Origin of the sequence: Massilia eburnea (assembly GCF_050709955.1) — a bacterium.
Classification (GTDB): Bacteria; Pseudomonadota; Gammaproteobacteria; order Burkholderiales; family Burkholderiaceae_D; genus Rugamonas; species Rugamonas eburnea_A.
Genome location: NZ_JBNZFX010000025.1, coordinates 48,240 through 67,016, shown reverse-complemented (window position 1 = coordinate 67,016; position 18,777 = coordinate 48,240). Strand labels below are relative to the sequence as shown.

25 protein-coding genes are annotated in these 18,777 nt (G+C 63.7%); 11 read left to right on the top strand and 14 right to left on the bottom strand.

What is annotated here, in order from left to right:
• Together ACQ4MM_RS13790 and ACQ4MM_RS13785 are read right to left on the bottom strand one after the other, a co-directional pair.
• Positions 1–360 (bottom strand): hypothetical protein, encoded by a 360-nt coding sequence (locus ACQ4MM_RS13790; RefSeq protein ID WP_431477894.1) that lies wholly within the window; start codon positions 358–360, stop codon positions 1–3.
• Between the two features lie 164 nt (positions 361–524).
• Positions 525–1,055, bottom strand: a complete 531-nt coding sequence (locus ACQ4MM_RS13785; RefSeq protein WP_431477893.1) for a hypothetical protein — start codon at positions 1,053–1,055, stop codon at positions 525–527.
• 124 nt (positions 1,056–1,179) lie between these two features.
• On the opposite strand from ACQ4MM_RS13785, the gene ACQ4MM_RS13780 reads away from it, so the two are divergent.
• The gene (locus ACQ4MM_RS13780) at positions 1,180–2,610 is read left to right on the top strand and encodes an ATP-binding protein (RefSeq protein ID WP_431477892.1); all 1,431 of its coding nucleotides are present in this window, start codon (positions 1,180–1,182) and stop codon (positions 2,608–2,610) included.
• Positions 2,607–3,869 carry an HD domain-containing phosphohydrolase gene (locus ACQ4MM_RS13775; protein ID WP_431477891.1) on the top strand — a complete coding sequence of 421 codons (1,263 nt, stop codon included), beginning with the start codon at positions 2,607–2,609 and terminating at the stop codon, positions 3,867–3,869. Before ACQ4MM_RS13780 ends, ACQ4MM_RS13775 begins: the two co-directional genes overlap by 4 nt.
• On the opposite strand, the gene ACQ4MM_RS13770 is transcribed toward ACQ4MM_RS13775, so the two are convergent.
• The 3 genes from ACQ4MM_RS13770 to ACQ4MM_RS13760 all read right to left on the bottom strand — a co-directional run bounded on the left by ACQ4MM_RS13770 (position 3,829) and on the right by ACQ4MM_RS13760 (position 6,546).
• Positions 3,829–5,022 (bottom strand): ATP-binding protein, encoded by a 1,194-nt coding sequence (locus ACQ4MM_RS13770; protein ID WP_431477890.1) that lies wholly within the window; start codon positions 5,020–5,022, stop codon positions 3,829–3,831. The genes ACQ4MM_RS13775 and ACQ4MM_RS13770 overlap by 41 nt on opposite strands.
• Before the next feature lie 18 nt (positions 5,023–5,040).
• Positions 5,041–5,937, bottom strand: a complete 897-nt coding sequence (locus ACQ4MM_RS13765; RefSeq protein ID WP_431477889.1) for a zinc-dependent peptidase — start codon at positions 5,935–5,937, stop codon at positions 5,041–5,043.
• Positions 5,938–6,030: 93 nt separating this feature from the next.
• Positions 6,031–6,546 (bottom strand): winged helix-turn-helix domain-containing protein, encoded by a 516-nt coding sequence (locus ACQ4MM_RS13760; RefSeq protein WP_090436942.1) that lies wholly within the window; start codon positions 6,544–6,546, stop codon positions 6,031–6,033.
• A gap of 351 nt (positions 6,547–6,897) precedes the next feature.
• Here ACQ4MM_RS13760 and ACQ4MM_RS13755 point away from each other — a divergent pair, with 351 nt between their 5' ends.
• From ACQ4MM_RS13755 to ACQ4MM_RS13745, 3 genes are all read left to right on the top strand, one after another.
• Positions 6,898–7,146, top strand: coding sequence for a hypothetical protein (locus tag ACQ4MM_RS13755; RefSeq protein ID WP_431477888.1), 249 nt, complete (start codon positions 6,898–6,900; stop codon positions 7,144–7,146).
• A 251-nt stretch (positions 7,147–7,397) separates the two neighbouring features.
• The gene (locus tag ACQ4MM_RS13750) at positions 7,398–8,450 is read left to right on the top strand and encodes an OmpA family protein (RefSeq protein WP_431477887.1); all 1,053 of its coding nucleotides are present in this window, start codon (positions 7,398–7,400) and stop codon (positions 8,448–8,450) included.
• A gap of 97 nt (positions 8,451–8,547) precedes the next feature.
• Positions 8,548–9,423, top strand: a complete 876-nt coding sequence (locus ACQ4MM_RS13745; RefSeq protein ID WP_431477886.1) for a YihY/virulence factor BrkB family protein — start codon at positions 8,548–8,550, stop codon at positions 9,421–9,423.
• A gap of 2 nt (positions 9,424–9,425) precedes the next feature.
• Here ACQ4MM_RS13745 and ACQ4MM_RS13740 read toward each other — a convergent pair whose 3' ends face one another.
• Positions 9,426–10,496 carry an AI-2E family transporter gene (locus ACQ4MM_RS13740; RefSeq protein ID WP_431477885.1) on the bottom strand — a complete coding sequence of 357 codons (1,071 nt, stop codon included), beginning with the start codon at positions 10,494–10,496 and terminating at the stop codon, positions 9,426–9,428.
• 18 nt (positions 10,497–10,514) lie between these two features.
• Positions 10,515–10,826 carry a BON domain-containing protein gene (locus tag ACQ4MM_RS13735; RefSeq protein ID WP_431477884.1) on the bottom strand — a complete coding sequence of 104 codons (312 nt, stop codon included), beginning with the start codon at positions 10,824–10,826 and terminating at the stop codon, positions 10,515–10,517.
• Between the two features lie 157 nt (positions 10,827–10,983).
• Between ACQ4MM_RS13735 and ACQ4MM_RS13730 the strand changes: the two genes are divergently transcribed.
• From ACQ4MM_RS13730 to ACQ4MM_RS13715, 4 genes are all read left to right on the top strand, one after another.
• Complete coding sequence (locus tag ACQ4MM_RS13730; RefSeq protein ID WP_431477883.1) at positions 10,984–11,433, top strand: glycine zipper 2TM domain-containing protein; 450 nt, start codon at positions 10,984–10,986, stop codon at positions 11,431–11,433.
• A 12-nt stretch (positions 11,434–11,445) separates the two neighbouring features.
• Entirely contained in the window at positions 11,446–11,598 is a 153-nt protein-coding gene (locus ACQ4MM_RS13725; RefSeq protein ID WP_082507486.1) for a DUF3309 domain-containing protein, read from the top strand.
• Positions 11,599–11,612: 14 nt separating this feature from the next.
• On the top strand, positions 11,613–11,960 hold the full coding sequence (locus tag ACQ4MM_RS13720; protein ID WP_431477882.1) for a hypothetical protein: 348 nt from the start codon (positions 11,613–11,615) through the stop codon (positions 11,958–11,960).
• Between the two features lie 123 nt (positions 11,961–12,083).
• Complete coding sequence (locus ACQ4MM_RS13715) at positions 12,084–12,638, top strand: Crp/Fnr family transcriptional regulator (RefSeq protein ID WP_431477881.1); 555 nt, start codon at positions 12,084–12,086, stop codon at positions 12,636–12,638.
• On the opposite strand, the gene ACQ4MM_RS13710 is transcribed toward ACQ4MM_RS13715, so the two are convergent.
• Genes ACQ4MM_RS13710 through ACQ4MM_RS13685 form a run of 6 tightly spaced genes read right to left on the bottom strand, consistent with a single transcriptional unit; the run spans position 12,635 to position 15,533 of the window.
• The gene (locus ACQ4MM_RS13710) at positions 12,635–12,994 is read right to left on the bottom strand and encodes a hypothetical protein (protein WP_431477880.1); all 360 of its coding nucleotides are present in this window, start codon (positions 12,992–12,994) and stop codon (positions 12,635–12,637) included. The genes ACQ4MM_RS13715 and ACQ4MM_RS13710 overlap by 4 nt on opposite strands.
• Before the next feature lie 10 nt (positions 12,995–13,004).
• Complete coding sequence (locus ACQ4MM_RS13705) at positions 13,005–13,391, bottom strand: phage holin family protein (protein ID WP_431477879.1); 387 nt, start codon at positions 13,389–13,391, stop codon at positions 13,005–13,007.
• 3 nt (positions 13,392–13,394) lie between these two features.
• The gene (locus tag ACQ4MM_RS13700) at positions 13,395–13,697 is read right to left on the bottom strand and encodes a DUF883 family protein (RefSeq protein WP_057263365.1); all 303 of its coding nucleotides are present in this window, start codon (positions 13,695–13,697) and stop codon (positions 13,395–13,397) included.
• A gap of 26 nt (positions 13,698–13,723) precedes the next feature.
• Complete coding sequence (locus ACQ4MM_RS13695; protein ID WP_055934917.1) at positions 13,724–14,230, bottom strand: ferritin-like domain-containing protein; 507 nt, start codon at positions 14,228–14,230, stop codon at positions 13,724–13,726.
• Positions 14,231–14,242: 12 nt separating this feature from the next.
• Positions 14,243–15,136: an OmpA family protein gene (locus ACQ4MM_RS13690; protein WP_431477878.1), complete on the bottom strand. Its 894-nt coding sequence runs from the start codon at positions 15,134–15,136 to the stop codon at positions 14,243–14,245.
• 13 nt (positions 15,137–15,149) lie between these two features.
• Positions 15,150–15,533 carry a DUF4398 domain-containing protein gene (locus ACQ4MM_RS13685; RefSeq protein WP_431477877.1) on the bottom strand — a complete coding sequence of 128 codons (384 nt, stop codon included), beginning with the start codon at positions 15,531–15,533 and terminating at the stop codon, positions 15,150–15,152.
• A 109-nt stretch (positions 15,534–15,642) separates the two neighbouring features.
• On the opposite strand from ACQ4MM_RS13685, the gene ACQ4MM_RS13680 reads away from it, so the two are divergent.
• A complete protein-coding gene (locus ACQ4MM_RS13680; RefSeq protein WP_431477876.1) occupies positions 15,643–17,661 on the top strand; it encodes an AsmA family protein in 2,019 nt (672 codons plus the stop codon).
• An 89-nt stretch (positions 17,662–17,750) separates the two neighbouring features.
• The gene (locus ACQ4MM_RS13675; protein WP_431477875.1) at positions 17,751–17,972 is read left to right on the top strand and encodes a glycine zipper 2TM domain-containing protein; all 222 of its coding nucleotides are present in this window, start codon (positions 17,751–17,753) and stop codon (positions 17,970–17,972) included.
• Here the strand turns inward: ACQ4MM_RS13675 and ACQ4MM_RS13670 are convergent.
• On the bottom strand, positions 17,969–18,688 hold the full coding sequence (locus tag ACQ4MM_RS13670) for a Crp/Fnr family transcriptional regulator (protein ID WP_431477874.1): 720 nt from the start codon (positions 18,686–18,688) through the stop codon (positions 17,969–17,971). The genes ACQ4MM_RS13675 and ACQ4MM_RS13670 overlap by 4 nt on opposite strands.
• Positions 18,689–18,777 lie beyond the last annotated feature (89 nt).

The following is an 18,777-nucleotide window of genomic DNA, read 5'->3' as shown; positions in this document are numbered from 1 at the left end:
TCAATCGCCGGACAGCCAGGCCTGGTTGCGAATCTTGGCCACCTGGCGCATCGCCAGCCACTTCCAGATCTGCAGCGCATCTTCCTGCTTGCAACTCATATGGCGCGGCGTGGCGAGGGCGATCTCGCAATCGCGGTCCGACCATTCCTCATAGCGTACCGCGCCATCCTGGCCGACCTCGACCTGGTACATCAAGCCATCGTCATAGCCGAACTTCAGGGTAGCGCTGCCGGGAATGCCGTCGGGGCCGTGGATCTTGCCGCCGTACACATCCGACAGTGCCGCCGTCAGCTGGGCTTCGGACGGCGCCGAAACATCGCGGCGGTCGGGCCGCGAAAGGACTACCCATGCCTGTGTCATTGGCCCTCTCCCCTCAGAACGAAGCGCTAGCTCTTGTGGCAGATGATGTACTGGACGGCACCGCGCGGTCATGATCCACGTCTAGTTCACTGCTTTTATTGTAGCAACTATCATTACGAAAATTACTTTTCGCTCCAAGGGCGTTTGCATTCCGCAACAGCCGGTCACACAAATTGCGGCGACGACAAGGGATTGAAATCTTTCCAGTCGCCGTTTTCAATCGTGCCCTCGGCGCGCTCGACGTTTTCGGCCCCCTGCTGGCGCATCAGCGTGATGGCGCGCGCCGCCTGCTCGTCCTCGACCGCCACGGCGACCATCATGCCGGAATGGCGCGGCGGCGGCCCCGATTCATCTTTTTCCTTCATCTCTGAAAAACTGTACAGCGAACCCACGTGCGCGCCGACCAGGCCGCCCAGCACCGGCCCCAGCGGTCCGGCCAGCGGGATCGCCGCCACCCCGGCCGCGGCGCCGATGGCCGCGCCGGTCACCTCGCCCTTGGCCACCGCTTGCGGCGTCTGAATGGCGCCAGGCGACTCGGCGCGGTCGCCGCCGGTCGGGATCACATTGTGCTGTCCGGGCGGGTTGTTGAAGAAAGTCGTGACGCGGCCGGCATCGAAGCCGGCCGCCTTGAACGCTTCGCAAACATCGAGCGCGGTTTCCTGCAACTGGAAATGTCCTGCAATGATGGTGGCCATGGTTGTTTCCTCCAAAAGCCCTAGCGTGCCTAAGCCACGCTTTTATGACTGTTAGCTATCGCACGCGCACCTTTTCTATTTCCCGCCGTATAATCACTTCGTCCACATCAGATGCCACTTTGACATGAGTAGCTTCTACAACGAAAGGACTGTCGAGCGCACGGCCATCGCACTGTCCGAACTGCTGGACGGTCACCCCGTTGCGACCTTCGTCATCGACGTCGACCATGTCATCACCCACTGGAACAAGGCTTGCGAGCACCTGCTGGGCTGGGGCACGCACGAAATGGTCGGCACGCGCCAGCACTGGCAAGCCTTCTACAGCAAGCCGCGCCCCTTGCTGGCCGACCTGATTGTCGACAATATCGACCCCGCCACCGACCGTAATTTCCGCGACAAGTACAAACCCTCCTCGCTGATCGACGGCGCCTACGAGGAGGAAGACTTCTTCCCCAACCTGGGGGCGGCCGGGCACTGGCTGCAATCGACCGCAGCGCCGCTGCGCGGCAACGATGGCAAGCTGGTCGGCGCAATCCAGAGCCTGCGCGATGTGACCGAGCGGCGCGTGGCGGAAAACGCCTTGCGCCGCGCGCACGACAACCTGGAGCAGACCGTGCGCCAGCGTACCGCCCAACTGGCGGAAGATATCCGCCAGCGCCAGAGCGCCGAAGAAGAACTGCGGCGTCGCAATATCGAACTGACCGAGCTCAACGAAACCCTCAGCCGCACCCAGCAGCAACTGGTGCAGTCCGACAAGCTGGCCTCGATCGGCCAGCTGGCCGCCGGCGTGGCGCACGAAATCAACAATCCGATCGGCTATATCTTCTCCAATTTCGGCACCCTGCAAAGCTACCTGGACAGCCTGTTTTGCATGCTGGACGCCTATCAGGAAGCCGAGGCGGCGATTGTCGATCCGGCCGTGGCGGGCCGCCTGCGCGCCATGCGCGACCAGGTCGAACTGGGCTTCCTGCGCACCGATATCCCGACCCTGATGCAGGAGTCGAAGGAAGGCATCGTGCGGGTACGCCACATCGTGCAGGACCTGAAGGACTTCTCGCGCGTGGACAGCCAGCAGGAGTGGGTGTGGGCCGACCTGCGCCATGGCATCGACTCCACCCTCAACATCGTCAGCAACGAAATCAAGTACAAGGCCGACGTGGTGCGCGAATACGGCGACATCCCCGACATTGAATGCCTGCCGCTGCAAATCAACCAGGTGGCGATGAACCTGCTGGTCAACGCCGCCCACGCCATCGGTTCGATGCGCGGCCGCATCGAGATCCGTACCGGCTGCGATGGCGAGCAGGTCTGGTTCAGCGTCAGCGACAACGGCAGCGGCATCGCGCCGGACAACCTGAGCCGCATCTTCGATCCCTTCTTCACCACCAAGGAAGTCGGCAAGGGCACCGGCCTGGGGCTGTCCCTGTCGTATGGCATCGTGCAAAAGCACCACGGCCGGATCGAAGTCGAATCGGTGCTCGGCAAGGGCACCACATTCCGCGTCACCCTACCCAAGAAGCGTCCGCCCAACGAGCAGAAGGAAGCCACCTTATGATGACCATCCTGTGTGTCGACGACGAGCCGAACATCCTCTCATCGCTGCGCCGCCTGTTCCGCGGCAAAGGCTACGAGGTGCTGACGGCCATCAGTGGCGCACAGGGCCTGGATCTGCTGGAGCAGCAGCCGGTCGACCTGGTGATCTCCGACATGCGCATGCCGGAGATGGATGGCGCCCGCTTCCTGGCCCAGGTGCGCGAGCGCTGGCCGAATACCGTGCGCCTGCTGCTGACCGGCTATTCCGACGTGCAGTCGATCCAGGACGCCATCAATTGCGGCGAGATCTACCGCTACATCACCAAGCCCTGGGACGACAACGACATCCTGCTGATCGTGCGGCACGCGCTGGAACGGCACCAGCTGGAACTGGAAAAGCAGCGCCTGGAAGCGCTGACACTGGCCCAGAACGAGGAGCTGAAGTCGCTCAACGCCGGCCTGGAACACAAGGTCGAAGAGCGCACGCGCCAGCTGAAGGCCAACTTCCTCACCACCATCAAGATCCTGTCCAGTATCGCCGAAGCGCGCGGCACCGGCCAGACCGGCCAGACGCGCCAGGTGGCCGACCTGGCGCGCAAGATGGCGACCCAGCTCAAGCTCGACATGAATGAGGTACAGGACATCTTCATCGCGGCCCTGCTGCACGACCTGGGCCGCATCGGCTTTTCCGACGAGATGCTGCGCACCCCGATGACCATGCTGCAAGGAGCCGACCTGGCGCTGTTCCGCAAGCACCCGGTATCCGGCGCGCAGCTGCTGATGCCGCTGACCGACATGGCCGGCGTGGCTGCCATCGTGCGCCACCAGATGGAGCGCTTCGACGGCCAGGGCTACCCGGAGCGGCTGGCCGGCTTTGCGATCCCGATCGGCTCGCGCATCCTGACCCTGGCGATCGATTACTACAACCTGCAGCAGGGCGCCCTGGTGCAGCGCCACCTGCGCCCGGAAGAGGCCAAATCACTGGTGATGGACGGCAGCGGCAAGCGCTACGACCCGGCGGTGGTGCAAGCCTTCCGCCAGGTGGTCGATGGCGGCGTGCGCGGCGCGGCGGAAAGCACCGACGTCGAACTGCTGTCGGGCGAACTGGTGCCGGGCATGGTGCTGTCGCGCGACGTGATCAGCCGCGATGGCCTGATGCTGCTGGCCTCGGACCACGTGCTGAATGACCGCATGATCCAGCAGTTGCAGGATTTCGAAAAAAAGAGCGGCCACCGCCTGCCTATCTGGGTTCAGCGTAGCGCAGTGGCAGCACCACGGTAAACGCCGAACCTTTGCCGGGCTCGGAAATCACGTTGATGCGTCCGCCGTGCTTGCTGACGGTGCCATATGCCAGGTAAAGCCCGAGCCCGGTGCCGCTGCCGACCGGCTTGGTCGTGAAGAAGGGATCGAAAATGCGGCCCAGGTTGTCGGGCGCGATGCCGGTCCCATTGTCCTGGATGCGCACGTGCACCGCCTCGCGGTCGGCGCCGGTGACGATGCGGATGATACCCGGGCCCGGAATGGCCTGGACCGCATTCAGCAGGAGGTTGCGAAATACCTGGTTCAACTGGCCCGGCAAGCCGCGCAGCGGCGGCAGCTTGCCGTAATGCTTGTCGACCTTGACCTCGACGCGCAGTTCGCCGGCCAGCGCGTGCAGGGCGCCGTCCAGGACTTCATGCAGGTCGGTCTGCTGCCATTGGCTGTCGCCCGCTTCCGAGAAGTCTTTCAGCGCCTGCACGATATCGCGCACGCGGCGCAAGCCATCCATCGATTCGCGCAGCAAGGCTGCGGTATCTTCCTTCATGAAGTCGAAATCGGCCTTGCTGCGCTGCTCCGCCGAAGCGCTGTGCTCGACCAGTTCGAACAGGGTGTCGGCATAGCTTTTCAGGGTGCTGATATTGGACGTGACAAAGCCCACCGGGTTGTTGATTTCGTGCGCCACGCCGGCGGCAAGCTGGCCGATCGATGCCATGTTCTGCGCCTGCAGCAGGGTTTCCTCCATCTGCTTGCGGTCGGTAATATCGGTCAGTGAACCGATCACCTCGAGCGGCGCGCCCTGCTCGTCGCGGATCAGGCGCAGCTGGTCGTGCATCCACAGATAGCGGCCATCGACAGTGCGGAAACGGTATTCGTACGCCTTCTCGCCTTCGCTGAAGATCTGCGCCAGGCTGGAAAAGATGTGCGGCGCGTCGTCGGGATGAATATGGTCGAACCAGAAATTGGGGTCCGCCACCATGTCGGCCGGCCGGTAGCCCAGCACGTTCAACGCGTTGGCGCTGACAAAGGTCATCTTGAAGTCGCCGCTCGGCACCGTGCTGTAAATGATGGCCGGGGTATTGTCGACCAGGTATTTGAGGCGCTGCAGCGGATCGGCCGGCTCACTGGCGCGGGCCGGCGCTTCGCTGGTGATGAAGTCGAAATCTTCGAATTCCATGGCGCCCTGTGGTCTCCCTTACCAATCGGCCCGCGCGAAGGCGCGCACCGGCAAGGCCATCGACAGGAAGGCCGGTTCCGGCGCGGGCGGCGGCGGTGCCGCCAGCCAGTCGCGCGGATCGACCCGGTAGTATTTCTGCAGCTCGCCATACAGCGCGCCATGGCGCTCGGCCAATTGCCAGGGCCGGGTGAAGAAGGTCTCCGTCACCACGGCAAAGAACTCGGCCGGGCTGGTGGCGCCGTAGTGGTCCAGCACCCCATCCTGGCGGCCCAGCCAGGCTTCATGGCGCAGGTTGGCATAGTCGCGCGACAGCACTTCCGACCAGCTGCGGTAGCTGTCCGGGCTGCCCAGGTAGGGGGCGCCGTTGGTGCTGCCCGATTCGCTGTCGAGCTGATGGGCGAATTCATGCAGCACCACGTTGTTGGCGGCTTGCCAGTCCAGCGTGCCGCGCACGACATCGTCCCAGGACAGCACGATACGGCCGTCGCTCCACGATTCGCCCAGCATCTGCTGGCGCGTTGGCGTGATGACGCCGCCGGCACCCATTTCATCGCGGTGGGCGATAAAGGCGCCGGGATACAGCAGGATGGTATGCAGCGAGCGGTACACATTGTTCGGCTTGTTCAGCAACAGCAGGCAAGCCTGGGCCGCGATGGTGATGCGCATCTCATCGCTCACCTCGAGGCCGGCGCAACCGACGAATTTTTTCTGGTGCAGGAATTGCACCACCATGCGCTGCAGCTGGCGCTGTAAATCCGGCGCCAGGGCGCGATAGAAGGGAACGCTGCGCTCGAGCGTAGCCTGCCCGGCGGCGTCCAGCGGCTGAGCAAGCGCCCGCCGCAAGCTCCAGCGTGGATACACGATCGGCGCCGCGATACCCAGCGCCGTCAAGATAAGCAAAACCCAAGCGTCCATGATGCCGTCCATAACAGAACTCGTTCCGCCACAGATGGGGCTGGTCAATGGCATTTCAACATGCCATCGATGGAAGCTTATCACTGATACCGCTTAGGGCATGGCCTTTTGCATGGAACCGGGGGCGCCGAACAGGGCCGCCACCAGCGGGTCACGCTGCACCGGGCCGCGGTTGACGCGGATCGCATAATGCGTGTCGTCTGCCAGGATATGGAAGTGACGGCCATTGCCGGCCATGCTCTGCTCGCGCAGGCTGGGGCGTTCCTTGCGCGGCGGCGCACCTTCGCGCTTAGGCTGGGCGATCGCGGCCAGGAAGGCTTGCACGCGTTCGGCGTCCGGGGTCAGCTGGTAGACCGCCTTGCCCAGGTAAGTCGCGGTGCCCTCGATATAGCGGGCCAATTCGATCACGCCGGCTTCACGCAGGTCGCGGATGTACTTGCGGGCGCCGGATGGCGAAAATTTCAGGAACCAGGCGATTTCGTCGGCCAGCATTTCGTGGTTTTGTAATTCCGCCACCAGTTTCTGCATATTTTCGATACGACGCAAGGTCGCCGAGGTGGATCGGACGCGTTCGATCGGCGCTAGCGACAGGGCTTTGCGCTCCGTCATAGGACCGGGACGCTCGACAAGCGCCAGGCGTGGACGGGACGGCACCGCCGGCAATGGTGCCGGCAGCTCTGCGGTAGCTTCGATTTCGAGGCCATGGGACGATTCTCTGATTGCGTGCATTTGAACACTCCTTGTAGATGCCAGGGTGGATTCGCAGGCTCCAGAGTGCCCGCCCGTGACTCATCGGTCTGTGCGGCAACGAACATACAAGCGCACAAATATTGGTTGATTGCCAATTTTTGTTGCATTACAGCCTTAAAGCAGCGTTTCCTGTGTGTGTTCCCGAACAGAACACTTACCCGACAGCGACCTATGCTGGATCCGGCATCAACCAACCAGAGAGGAACGACCATGAAATATCCAGTCCTGCTCGCAGCCCTGGCCCTGGTGGGCCTGACCGCCTGCGAAAAGACCGTCACCAATAATCCGCCGCCGGCCGTCGAGCCGGCACCACCACCAGTCGTCGTGCCGGGCCCTCCCGGGCCTCCAGGTGAGCCAGGTACGCCGGGCTCGCCAGGCCCGCAAGGCGAGCCTGGCAAGGCTGGCGACACCGTGATCGTGCAACCGCAGGTCGCCCCGCCTGAACCTGAAAAGAAATAGTCAGCTTGTCAACCAACCGCCACCTATCCCCGTTTAGGTGGCGGCTTGACGAAAATTTCAATAGTGAATGAAGGTCCATGTTGCAGAAATGCTACATACTTGCTACACTTCCAAGCAAAATGTGCGCTAGCGCACTGATACTGGCGAGTAACAACGCCTAAACTGAACCCACAGCAATGCATCACCGCTGGGAAAGGGAGTCGCGTAACTTTTTTTTGCGACTTTGCTACTCAAACAACGGGAGTTTTCTAGTGAATAAGATTAAGAATATCGCCATCGCCGCTGCGATGTTGTCCGCTTCGTTTGCCGCTTCGGCCCAGGACACCCTGCTCAACCAAAACTGGTACCTCGGCGCTGGCGCCGGTGTCATCCGCCCTGACAGCGCTTGGGGTATCGACAAGGACGACGCTGCCTACGGCCTGAAACTGGGCAAAGCCCTGAACGACAAGTGGGACTTGCAATTCAACGCCACCCAGGGCTCGGTCAAAGAAAACGGCGCCCGCTACGGCCAGAAAACCCTGGGCGTTGACGGCCTGTATATGTTCTCCCGCAAATCCGTGCGTCCATTCCTGCTGGTAGGTACCGGCGTGGAACGCGACGTGTTCACCGCAGCTAACAGCGCGGCCGAGCCAAAGCGCAATTCGCCATTCGTCTCGGTCGGCCTGGGCCTGCAGGCGAACATCACCGAGCGCCTGTTCCTGCAAGCTGACCTGCGCAATGTGCACGGCTTCATCCGCGGCAACGAGTTCAACAACTCGAAAGCGAACAACAAGTACCTGATGTTCTCGCTGAACTACCTGCTGGGCGCAGCGCCGCAGCCGGCACCAGCGCCAGCACCGGTAGCGCCAGTGATGGCACCTGAGCCAACCCCAGCGCCAGTAGTGGCGCCGGTGGCGCCGCCGCCGCCAGCACCGAAGTTCGAAAAAGTGACCATGTCGGCTCAGGAACTGTTTGGTTTCGACAGCGCCAACCTGGCACCGGAACAGCCTAAGCTGGACGACATGGCCAAGCTGCTGAGCGAAGACAAATCGGTCAACAACGTGGTCATCACCGGCCACACCGACCGCCTGGGTTCCGACAAGTACAACCAGAAGCTGTCCGAGCGCCGTGCTGAAGCCGTCAAGGCCTACCTGGTCGGCAAAGGTGTTGATTCTTCCCGCTTGACCGCACAAGGCAAGGGCAAGTCCCAGCCACTGGTTCAGTGCAACGACAAGAAGATGAAGCGCCCTGACCTGATCAAGTGCCTGGAGCCAAACCGTCGCGTCGAGATCGACCAGGTGACCGCTGAACGCCGCGTGAAGTAAGCACCGCCAACGCAGTCTGAAAAGGAGCCTTCGGGCTCCTTTTTCATTTGTGCCCCGGCGCACCGTCAGCCTGGCCGCACGGGCGTAAGCTGGCCTGATGAACTGGAGACGTTTGCCCCACATCGCCAAAAAGCTGCCCGCCGTTGGCTGGTGCGCCGTGACCGAATGGCTCGAACACCGCGCCAGCAGCAAGGGCGCGGCCCTCGCCTTCTACACCCTGTTTTCGCTGGCGCCGATCCTGGTGCTGGTGATCGCCGTGGCCGGCCTGTTCTACGGCAAGGAAGCGGCGCAGGGCGAGCTGTTCTTCCAGTTGCGCGGCCTGGTCGGCAGCCAGGGCGCGCAAGCGATCCAGCTGATCCTGTCCGGCGCCACCAATGAAACGCAAGGCCTGATCGCCACCCTCATCGCCGGCGCCCTGCTGCTGTTCGGCGCCACCAGCGTGTTCACCGAACTCAAAGGCAGCCTCGACGAAATCTGGCAACTGCCGCCTTCCGCCGGTGGCGGCATCTGGGATACCGTGCGCACCCGCCTGCTCTCCTTCGGCATGGTGCTGGTGCTGGGCTTCCTGCTGCTGGTATCGCTGGTGGTCAGCGCCGCGCTCTCCTTCGTCGAGAAAAAAATGGGCGCTTACTGGCGCGATGCCGCGCTGCTGCTGACCATCCTCAACCACGTGATCAGCTTCTGCGTGATTTCCGCCCTGTTCGGGGTGATTTACAAGATGCTGCCGCGCGTCAAGCTGTCCTGGCGCGACGTGGTGATCGGCGCCTTGGGCACCGCCGCCCTGTTCACGCTGGGTAAGTACGGCATCGGGGTCTACATCGGCAACAGCGGCGTGACCGATAGCTTCGGCGCCGCCGGTTCCCTGATTGCGGTGCTGCTGTGGGTGTATTACTCGGCCCAGGTGTTCTTTCTCGGCGCCGAGTTCGCGCGCCAATATGCGCTCCAGCTCGGCAGCCTGCGGCACCGCCAATAAACTCACTCGCCGAGCAGTTCGGCGACCACTTCCATGCCCTCGACCTTCTCGGCCACCACCTTGACGATCACCACCACCGGCACCCCAAGCAGCAAACCCCACACGCCCCACAGCCAGCCCCAGAACAGCAGGCTGACAAACACCGCGGCGGCGTTCATGCGCGCGATGCGGCCGGTCATCCAGGTCGCGATGACGGTACCGACCAGGGTGGCGATGGCAATCGATGCGAATGCCACCAGCACCACCATCGGCAGCGATTCCGACTGCAGGTAAGTGGCGACACCGAGCGCGCAGACGATCAGCAGCGGGCCGAAATACGGCATCAGGTGCAGCAGGCCGGCCACGATGGCCCAGGCGCCCGCGTTCTCCAGGCCGATGAAGTGCAGGGCCAGCCACATCAGCAGCGCCAGCAGCACATTGGTCACCAGCAGCATGAACATATAGCCCTGGATCGAGCTGTTGATTTCGTCGAGGATCTGCAGCGTGACCTTCTTGCGCGACAGCGAGGGCCCGGCCAGCTTGACCAGCTTGCGCTTGAAGGTATCGCCGGACAGCAGCAGGAAGAACACCAGGAACACCACCATGGTGGCCTGGCTCAAAAAGGACAGCAGCCCGCGCGAGCCGGCCCAGACCCAGTCGATCACCTTGATATGGCCGCCCTCCTGCGTCACCACGGCCACCGATTTGCGCGGCGGCGTGGCCGGCTTGCCGGCAGTGGCTTGCTCGATCTGGGTGGCGACGTCCTGGATGCGCTTCAGCGTGCTGTCCTTGCCGCCGGTGGTGCTGGCCACCAGGCGCGACAGCTTGCGGCCGGCATCCGGCAGTTCTTCGATGATGTTGGAAAATTCAAGATGCACCTTCTCCGCCGTCACTGAAGCGCCCAGCAGGATGGCGAACGTGACCAGCGTGGTGCCAAGCGCACGCCGTACGTGCACCCGCTCCAGCCAGGCCACCAGCGGATTGAGCGTGTAGGCCAGCAGGATGCCGATCAGCAGGGGCACGAGGAAACCCCGGCCCCACTGCAAGGCGTACAGGAAGGCGACGGTGGCAATGATGGTCTGCGCCAGGCGCATGAGCCATGCCAGCCGCGTTTATTTGACGCGGATGTCGTTCTTGACTTCTTTGACCCCTTTCACTCCGCGCGCAATTTCACCGGCGCGGGTGATGTCGGCAGGCTGGGCGACGAAGCCGCTCAGCTGCACGGTGCCTTTGAAGGTTTCGACATTGATTTCAGTCGACTTCAGCGATGGCTCGTTGAAGATGCTGGCCTTGACCTTGGTGGTCAGTGCCGAGTCATCGACATATTCGCCGACGCTTTCCTGGGTTGGGGTCGAGGCGCAGCCGGCCAGGCCGAGGGTGGATGCAATGAACACGGCAGCAGCGAATTTCTGAGTGAATTTCATGACGCTTCTCCTATGTGTGGTGGGGTGCTTCGGCCACTAGTGTCCAGCTAACCGGGCCCGCGTTCTGTTCGCTGGCGAACATTGTGCGGGATCGCACAGACGAGCATGGCCCATCGTCCCTATCCTGACCCCAATCCCACCCACAGGAGGAGGCATCATGAAACCGACTGTATCCCTCGCAGCAATGATGGTGGCGCTGGCCGCACTGTCGGCTGGCTGCGCCAGCAACTCCACTTATCCGCAAGCGACCGACTACTCGTCGCAAGCGGATAACTCTACTTACGGCACGATCGATTCGATCCGCGTGGTGCGCGTCGACCCGGCCACCAGCGGCGCCGGCGCGGTCGCCGGCGGCTTGCTGGGCGCCCTGGCCGGCAGCCAGATCGGCTCCGGTTCCGGCCGTACCGCGGCCACCGCCGCCGGTGCCATCGGCGGCGCCGTGATCGGCAACCGTGTTGAAGATAGCCGCAACATGCCGCGCGACGTGTACCAGGTCAGCGTGCGCCTGGATAACGGCGACTACCGTACCGTCAACCAGGACAGCGCCTACGACCTGCGGGTCGGCACGCGCGTGCGCGTGGTCGATGGCCGGGTGTATCGTTACTAAGGGGGGCTTGCCATGGCCACCATTCTGCTGATAGTGCTGGTGCTGCTTGTCATTGGCGCCCTGCCGACCTGGCCGCATAGCCGCAACTGGGGCTATGCCCCGAGCGGCGTGGCCGGCTTGATTGTTGTCGTTCTGCTCATCCTGCTGCTGACTGGCAGGCTGTAACGAAGGAGCACATCATGAAAATGCTGATTGGCGCTGCCGCGCTGGCCCTGAGCGGGCTGGCCGCGGCCCAGGTCACGCCGCCTGAAGTAGTACGGCAGCAACAGCAAGAACTGCAGCGCGGCGACCCGCCGCGCTGGACCAGGCCGGACCGCACCGAAGCGGCCCAGCTAGCCACGCTGCGCAAGGAAATCAACGCAGCCCTGCGTGAAGCCCTGGAAGCCTGCAAGCAGCAAGGGGCTGGCGCGCACAGCGACTGCGCCAAGGATGCGCGCAGCATCGCCCAGTCGGACATGGCGAACGCGCGCCAGATCCGGCTGGCCACGCGCGACATGGCGCGTACCTACGAAACCAGTGGCAAATAAGCAAGCAAACTGCTTGCCGCATAAAAAGTCAGCCTGACCGTTGGCCAGGTCAGGTATGATGCGGGCATGCCACATGCATACCAATTACAAAGAGAGCAACACCGGGCGACAACCGTTCAACGGTTGGGCATCGGCCTTGAGCTCTACGACCGCTATACCGCGCTGAGCGCCCCGCACGTGACGCCGGTCCACGTGCGCAAGGGCACCATGCTGCAGGAGGCCGGCACCCGCGCCACCCACTACTACTGGATCTCCAGCGGCGTGGCACGGCGCGGCCATATCTCCGTGGCCGGCGAAGACTTGACGCTGGGCTTCATCACGGAAGGCGAAAACACCGGCTCGCACAGCGATATGATGGGCGGCCTGCAGGGTGAGCCGGCGCTGGAATTCTTTGTGGCGGAAACCGCGGTCGAAGCCTGGCGCATCGACTGGATGGCGATGCAGCGCCACAAGGCCGAGCATGGCTTCGTGCACGAGTATTACCTGAAGATTATCGAGTGCAGTATCCGCCGTTATGCGGCCAACCTGCAGATCCGCAGCCACAACACGGCAGAAGCGCGGCTGGAAGCGTTCCGCAGCCAGTTCCCTGGCCTGGAGCAACGCATTACCCAGCGCGCGCTGGCTTCTTACCTCGGCATTACGACGCAGTACATGTCGCGCCTGCGCAAGACGCCTTAAGCCTCGGGCTTGCGGCGCATCAGCCACCAGGCGCCGACTGCCGCCAGCACCCCGGCCGCCGCGGCCGGCTTCCACATCCGCTTGCGGGCAATCCAAGAACCGAGCGTCACCGCGTACGGCAGCACCGTCTTGAAGCTGATGCCCGACAAGCCGCCGCCGTGGCCGATGAAGGCCCCAAGGCGCGACTGCAGCGTGCCGATGGCCTGGTCCACTGCGCCATGCAGCAAGGCTTGCGGCTGCAGCGCGTTGATCACTTCATGCTTGGAGCGCAGCGCGCTGAGGCGGTACAACTCACCTTCCCGCACCAGCCTTTCCTTGGCCACAGCGAGCGCCTGTAATTCCTGTCTGGACGCCATGTTCTCCCTTTCAAAGCAGCATGTCGCGGTCGGACTTGAGTTCCGCCATGGTCGCCGACAAGCCTAGTTTGCCTTGCCGCACCAGGCTGCGTCCCCACAGCACCAGCCCGATCGCCACCACGCCAAAGGCGATCGCCAGCACCAGCAGGATTTTCCAGCCCATCGCTTCCCAGCACAGGTAGATCAGGGTCGCCGTGCCGAACGCGATAGCGAACCAGGCAGCCAGCAGGGCCACGGCAAACACGATGGACAATTGCAGCACGGTGTCGCGCACCTCGGTCAACTCGAGGGCTGCCAATTCAAGGCGCGACAGTAAAAGGTGCAGGCTGTTTTTGGCGAGCCCGGCCACTGAGGCGATCAGGCCGGGCGGTGGTGGTACCTGGTTCTCGGCGGACATCGCTTATTTGCGGCCGAGGATAACGCCCACCAGCAAGCCCACGCCAGCGGCCACGGCGATCGAACGCCATGGGTTTTCCTTGACGTAGGCATCGGTCGAGGCGGCGGCCTGCTTGGCGCCGGCAATCGCGCTGGCCTGGGCTTCATGGGCCTTGGCCAGCGCGGAATCGAGCGCTTTCATGCCGCGGCCACGCAATTCGTCCGCTTTTTCGCCGGTCAGCGCAGTAGCGGCAGTAAACAAAGCCTGCGCATCCTTGACCAGCGTTTTTACATCGTTATTGACGGTACTGATGTTCTGTTCCAGCATGATAGGACTCCTCTTTGGTAAGTGATTTATGCCAATAGGTCTCGCATATCGTCGGCGTGTTCTTCCTCCACCGCCATGATTTGCGTCAAGAGTTGCTTGGTCGTCGGGTCGCTGTCACCAATCAGTTCGATCATCTGGCGATAGCTCTCGATGGCCACCCGTTCTGCCACCAGGTTGGCCCGCACCATCGCTTGCACCTCCCTTGAGTCATCATACTCGGCATGGCTCCTGTCGAGCAACGTTGCTGGATTGAAATCGGGCTCGCCATTGAGCTGGACGATGCGCTCGGCCAGCCAGTCGGCATGCTCCTGCTCTTGCGTCGCATGCTCCAGGAACTCGGCCTTGATCGAGGCATTCGACAGGCCGGTCACCATGTAGTAGTGGCGCTTGTAGCGGTGGATGCAGACCAGCTCGGTGGCCAGCGCTTCGTTCAGCATTTGCAGCACCTGCGCGCGGTTGCCCTTATAGCCTTCGGTCACGGGACCGTCGGCCATATTGCGGGCCGCCGCGCGGATCGCATTTTTATCGATCATGGAAACTCCTTGTTAGCGGCGATAGGTCACCGGGCGGCCCGCTTCGGACAGCACGATTTCCACCCGCCGGTTCATCTGGCGCTCGCCAGCCGTGGCATTGCCGGCCACTGGGTAAGCTTCGCCATAGCCGCGCGTTTCGATGCGCGAACGCTCCACCCCCATCTGGCCCAGGGCGCTGCGAATGGCTTCGGCGCGCCGCTGCGACAGTTGCAGGTTGTAGGCATCGCTGCCGGTACTGTCGGTAAAGCCTTCGACCAGCACGCTGCGGTCGGGGTTGTCGCGCAACACGTCGGCCAGGCGCTGGGCCGTGGCCATGCCCTGCGCGGTCAGCACGGCCTGGTCGACGTTGAACAGCACGTCGCCGAAGGTGATCACGATGCCGCGCTCGGTCTGCTTGGCCTGGAGTTCGGACAGCGCAGCCGCCAGCGCCGCGGCGCGCGCTTGTGCGTCGCGCGTGGCCGCTTCGGCGCTGGCGGCCTGGTTCTGTGCGTTCTCGGCAGCCATGCGGGCCTGGTCGGCGCGGCGCTGGGCCGCCTCGGCCTCCGCCGTGCGGGCCTGCAGCCGCACCTGGTCACGCTGCGAGGCCGCATCCTTCAACTGGTCCTCGGCAGACTTGGCGCGGGCGATCTCCTCGGCGCTGGCGGTCTTCTGCTTGGCGATATACGCCAGCTTGTCGATGGTTTGCAGGCTTTCGTTGCGCGCTGCGGCAGTATTGGCCTGGTCCAGCGCGCGGGTGGCGGCGGACAATTCGGCGCCGGCATACTTGGCGACCATCGGATTAGCCTGGGCTTGCGCGTAATTGGCGCGCGCGGTTTCCAGTTCGCTGGTGGTGGTCGGGGTGGTGCTGCAGCCTGCCAGGGCCAGGGCCGCCGCCAGCGCAACAGGTTTAAGGAATGGCTTGAACATGATGGCTCCTTTCTCAACGCGTCATGGTGCTGTTGGCGCGCTCGAGTTCTTCGCGCAGCACCCGGATGTCTTCTTGCAGCCGATTGGCGGCTTCGGTGGCCTTTGCGCTGCTGGCCTTGCTTTGCGCCAGCTTGGCGTCGGCCTGGGCCTGTTGTGCCAGGTCCTGGGCGGTGCGGTAATCCTTGGCGGCCAGCGCCTGGTTAGCGCGCAGCATCTTGTCGCGCGCTGCCGCCATCTCGGCCGGCGCCAGTTCCGGTGCGCCGGTCGAGGCAGCGGCTTCCACTGCCGTGCGCGACGATGCGACTTCGGCCGTGGCCGGGGTCTTCATGCTGCTGCAAGCAGCCAACGCCAGCACGCATGCGGCGGTCAACAGCGGTAAGCGATTCGGCGAATCCATTATTGTTCTCCTCAAAGCGATTGGGGTATGGCAGTTATATAAGCTGTCCAGGCTGGGTTCAGTACGGTGCCGCACATTGAAGCCGGGCTGCCCGGTGTAGTCTGTCGCCATGGCACATACAATTACTCGCCGCGCGAAGATAAGCCTCGCTGTAGCAGGCTTGCTATTGGCCATTCCGGCGGTGGCCCTGCTGATCCTGTTGAACTATGACTGGAATCGCGCCCGCCCTTGGCTCGGTGCGCGCGCCAGCGAGGCACTGCAGAGGCCGGTGGAGTTGCGCGGCAATTTGTCGCTGACCTGGCAACAACAGCCGCTGCCGGCGCAGGCGCGCAGTTGGCGCGACCATATTCCCTGGCCCCACCTGGTAGCGCAGGATGTGCACGTCGGCAACCCTGCCGGCCTGCCCGCCGGCGATACCGCCGCCGCGCAGCAACTGGCATTCTCGCTCAGCCCGCTGGCCCTGCTGGGCCGCAAGATCGCCATCCCTGAACTGCGTTTCGACCAGCCGCAGCTTGCCCTGCTGCGCCAGGCCGACGGCAAGAACAACTGGACCCTGCCCCAGCGCCCGCCTTCCGCCTGGCGCATGGAGCTGGAGCGCGTGGTGTTCACGCGCGGCACCATCAAGCTCGACGATGCGCAGCAAAAGATCGCCGCCACCGCCCACGTCGATACGCTCGACAACGATGCGCGCTACGGCGTGCAATGGACGCTGGCCGGCAAGTGGAATAAGCAGGACATCAGCGGCAAGGGCAAGACCGGCGCCGTGCTGGCCTTGCGCGACGCCAGCCTGCCGTTCCCGATCCAGGCCGATGCCAGGATCGGCCTGGTCAGCGTGGCGGCCGAAGGCACGCTGACCAACCCGGCCCAGCTGGCCGCCATCGACTTGCAGCTGAAGGTCACCGGCGCCTCGGCCGCGCGGCTGTATGCGCTGACCGGACTGCTGCTGCCGGAAACCCCGCCCTTCAGCACGGCCGGACGCCTGAGCGGCCACCTGGCCGAAGGCGCCAGCCAATGGACGTATGAGAAATTCACCGGCCGCGTCGGCGACAGCGATATCGCCGGCACCCTATCGTTCCAGCAACGCCAGCCGCGCGGACTGCTGACCGGCGCGGTGCATTCGCGCCTGCTGCAATTTGTCGACCTGGGGCCGCTGATCGGCGCCGACTCCAACGCCAAGAAAGAACAGCGCGGCGTGGCGGCAGTGCAGCCGGCCGGCAAGCTGTTGCCGGTGGAAACCTTCAAGACCGAGCGCTGGACCGCCATCGACGCCGACGTCAGTTTCCGCGCCGAGCGCATCGTGCGCACCAATGAGCTGCCGCTCAGCAAGCTGCAAACGGAATTCCACCTGAAGGATGGCGTGCTGCGCCTGACGCCGCTCAACTTCGACTTTGCCGGCGGCCAGGTCGCCGCCAAGGCCACGCTGGACGGCAGCAGTGGCGAAGCGGTGGCCGCCACGCTCGATGCCAGCGCGCGCCACATCAAGCTGCGGCAACTGCTGCCCAAGCTGCCCGAACTCAAGCAGGCCACCATCGGCGAGATCAACGCCAACGCCAAGCTGACCGCCACCGGCAATTCGGTGGCAACCCTGCTGGCCCATTCCAATGGCGAACTGAAAACGCTGGTCAACGACGGCACCGTCAGCAAGCTGCTGCTGGAGCAGATGGGCCTGAACATCGGCAATATCGTGCTGACCAAGCTGTTCGGCGACAAGCCGGTGCACCTGAATTGCCTGGCCGGCGATTTTGGCGTGCGCGACGGCCTGGCGCAGACGCGTTACTTCATTGCCGACACCGAAGACGCCACCGTGCGCATCAATGGCGCCGTCAACCTGGCCAGCGAGAAGATCGACCTGACGCTGAAACCGGAAAGCAAGGGCTTGCGCATCTTTTCGCTGCGTGCGCCGATCTACGTGCGCGGTTCGCTCAAGCAGCCCGATGTCGACATCGACAAGGGCGTGATCGCGATGCGCGCCGGGGGCGCCTTGGCCCTGGGCGCGATTGCAGCCCCGGTGGCCGCGCTGGCGCCGCTGATCAGCGCCGGCGGTGAAGCCGACAACCAGTGCGCCGCCCTGCTGGCGGCAGCCCGCGAAAAACCGAAGGCGCCGCCGCCCGGCAAGACCCAAAGGTAACAAACCGTTACACCGTGAATTGGCGAACAGATCACTTCCGACGCTCCGCCTAAGCTAGGCACTGTAATCCAAGAAACGGAGGAAACATCATGAATACCAAACAGATCGCAGCCCGCCTTGCTATCGCTACTGCCATGCTGGGCCTGGGTGCATGCTCCTCGATGTCGGCGCAGGATAAGAACACGGCGATTGGCGCCGGTGTCGGCGCTGTCGCCGGTTCCGTGCTGACCGGCGGCTCGACCACCGGCGCGGTGGGCGGTGCCGTGGTCGGCGGCGTCATCGGCAACCAGGTCGACAAACCACGCCGCTAAGTCGGCATGCGGACCTGCTGGTAGCAACGGCAGGACAGCGCCTCCAAACCAGCCGGGTCCAATATTTCGATATTGCCCCGGCTGTAACTGATCAAACCCTGCCCTTGCAGCGTACTGGCCGCCTTGGTCACGCCGACGCGGCGCACGCCCAGCGCATGGGCCAGGAATTCGTGGGTCATGTGGAAGCGGTCCGATTGCAGGCGGTCGCGGGTCACCAGCAGCGAGCGCGCCAGGCGTGCCTCCAGCACATGGAAACGGCTGCACACGGCAATCTGGATCGCTTGCGCCAGCAGGCTGTCGGTATAGCGATGCAGCAGGCGCTGCAGCGATTCCAGTTCCGCGAATTCGGCGATGAAATCCTCGGCCGCCATCCGCAGCGCATGGCCGCTGCGCTGCACCACGGCGCGCACCTGGGCCAGGCGCTGGCCCAGCGCCACCGAAGCGCCGACCATGCCTTCGCGCCCGGCCGAGCCGACCTCCAGCGTCATCCGGCCCTCCGCCACGGCCAGCAGCGACACCAGCGCGTCGAGCGGGAAATAAATGTAGTCGATGGGTTGGCCAGCTTCGAACAAGATGTTGCCGGCCTCGATATCCACCACTTCGCACAAGCCCTCGAGATGCTCGAGGTCGTCTTCCGGCAGGCTTGCCAGCAAGCGGTTGCCAATGCGGGGTGGTGGCGATTCACTGCTTGGAACGGTATGAAGATTCAGGGTCATTGCCGTCGGCCTGGTGGAGTTTAGGCGGAGCGTATCGGCAATTAAAAAGACTGTATGTACGCTGACGCACGGAAGCTGACCAGCCCGGC

Coding starts and splice junctions, on each gene's coding strand:
- ACQ4MM_RS13770 (WP_431477890.1), bottom strand. CDS start 5,022: ATGGAATTCGAAGATTTCGACTTCATCACCAGCGAAGCGCCGGCCCGC.
- ACQ4MM_RS13690 (WP_431477878.1), bottom strand. CDS start 15,136: ATGTTCAAGCCATTCCTTAAACCTGTTGCGCTGGCGGCGGCCCTGGCC.
- ACQ4MM_RS13725 (WP_082507486.1), top strand. CDS start 11,446: ATGGCCACCATTCTGCTGATAGTGCTGGTGCTGCTTGTCATTGGCGCC.
- ACQ4MM_RS13780 (WP_431477892.1), top strand. CDS start 1,180: ATGAGTAGCTTCTACAACGAAAGGACTGTCGAGCGCACGGCCATCGCA.
- ACQ4MM_RS13755 (WP_431477888.1), top strand. CDS start 6,898: ATGAAATATCCAGTCCTGCTCGCAGCCCTGGCCCTGGTGGGCCTGACC.
- ACQ4MM_RS13695 (WP_055934917.1), bottom strand. CDS start 14,230: ATGATCGATAAAAATGCGATCCGCGCGGCGGCCCGCAATATGGCCGAC.
- ACQ4MM_RS13765 (WP_431477889.1), bottom strand. CDS start 5,937: ATGGACGCTTGGGTTTTGCTTATCTTGACGGCGCTGGGTATCGCGGCG.
- ACQ4MM_RS13760 (WP_090436942.1), bottom strand. CDS start 6,546: ATGACGGAGCGCAAAGCCCTGTCGCTAGCGCCGATCGAACGCGTCCGA.
- ACQ4MM_RS13700 (WP_057263365.1), bottom strand. CDS start 13,697: ATGCTGGAACAGAACATCAGTACCGTCAATAACGATGTAAAAACGCTG.
- ACQ4MM_RS13730 (WP_431477883.1), top strand. CDS start 10,984: ATGAAACCGACTGTATCCCTCGCAGCAATGATGGTGGCGCTGGCCGCA.
- ACQ4MM_RS13745 (WP_431477886.1), top strand. CDS start 8,548: ATGAACTGGAGACGTTTGCCCCACATCGCCAAAAAGCTGCCCGCCGTT.
- ACQ4MM_RS13735 (WP_431477884.1), bottom strand. CDS start 10,826: ATGAAATTCACTCAGAAATTCGCTGCTGCCGTGTTCATTGCATCCACC.
- ACQ4MM_RS13685 (WP_431477877.1), bottom strand. CDS start 15,533: ATGGATTCGCCGAATCGCTTACCGCTGTTGACCGCCGCATGCGTGCTG.
- ACQ4MM_RS13710 (WP_431477880.1), bottom strand. CDS start 12,994: ATGGCGTCCAGACAGGAATTACAGGCGCTCGCTGTGGCCAAGGAAAGG.
- ACQ4MM_RS13670 (WP_431477874.1), bottom strand. CDS start 18,688: ATGACCCTGAATCTTCATACCGTTCCAAGCAGTGAATCGCCACCACCC.
- ACQ4MM_RS13680 (WP_431477876.1), top strand. CDS start 15,643: ATGGCACATACAATTACTCGCCGCGCGAAGATAAGCCTCGCTGTAGCA.
- ACQ4MM_RS13675 (WP_431477875.1), top strand. CDS start 17,751: ATGAATACCAAACAGATCGCAGCCCGCCTTGCTATCGCTACTGCCATG.
- ACQ4MM_RS13775 (WP_431477891.1), top strand. CDS start 2,607: ATGATGACCATCCTGTGTGTCGACGACGAGCCGAACATCCTCTCATCG.
- ACQ4MM_RS13720 (WP_431477882.1), top strand. CDS start 11,613: ATGAAAATGCTGATTGGCGCTGCCGCGCTGGCCCTGAGCGGGCTGGCC.
- ACQ4MM_RS13740 (WP_431477885.1), bottom strand. CDS start 10,496: ATGCGCCTGGCGCAGACCATCATTGCCACCGTCGCCTTCCTGTACGCC.
- ACQ4MM_RS13790 (WP_431477894.1), bottom strand. CDS start 360: ATGACACAGGCATGGGTAGTCCTTTCGCGGCCCGACCGCCGCGATGTT.
- ACQ4MM_RS13705 (WP_431477879.1), bottom strand. CDS start 13,391: ATGTCCGCCGAGAACCAGGTACCACCACCGCCCGGCCTGATCGCCTCA.
- ACQ4MM_RS13785 (WP_431477893.1), bottom strand. CDS start 1,055: ATGGCCACCATCATTGCAGGACATTTCCAGTTGCAGGAAACCGCGCTC.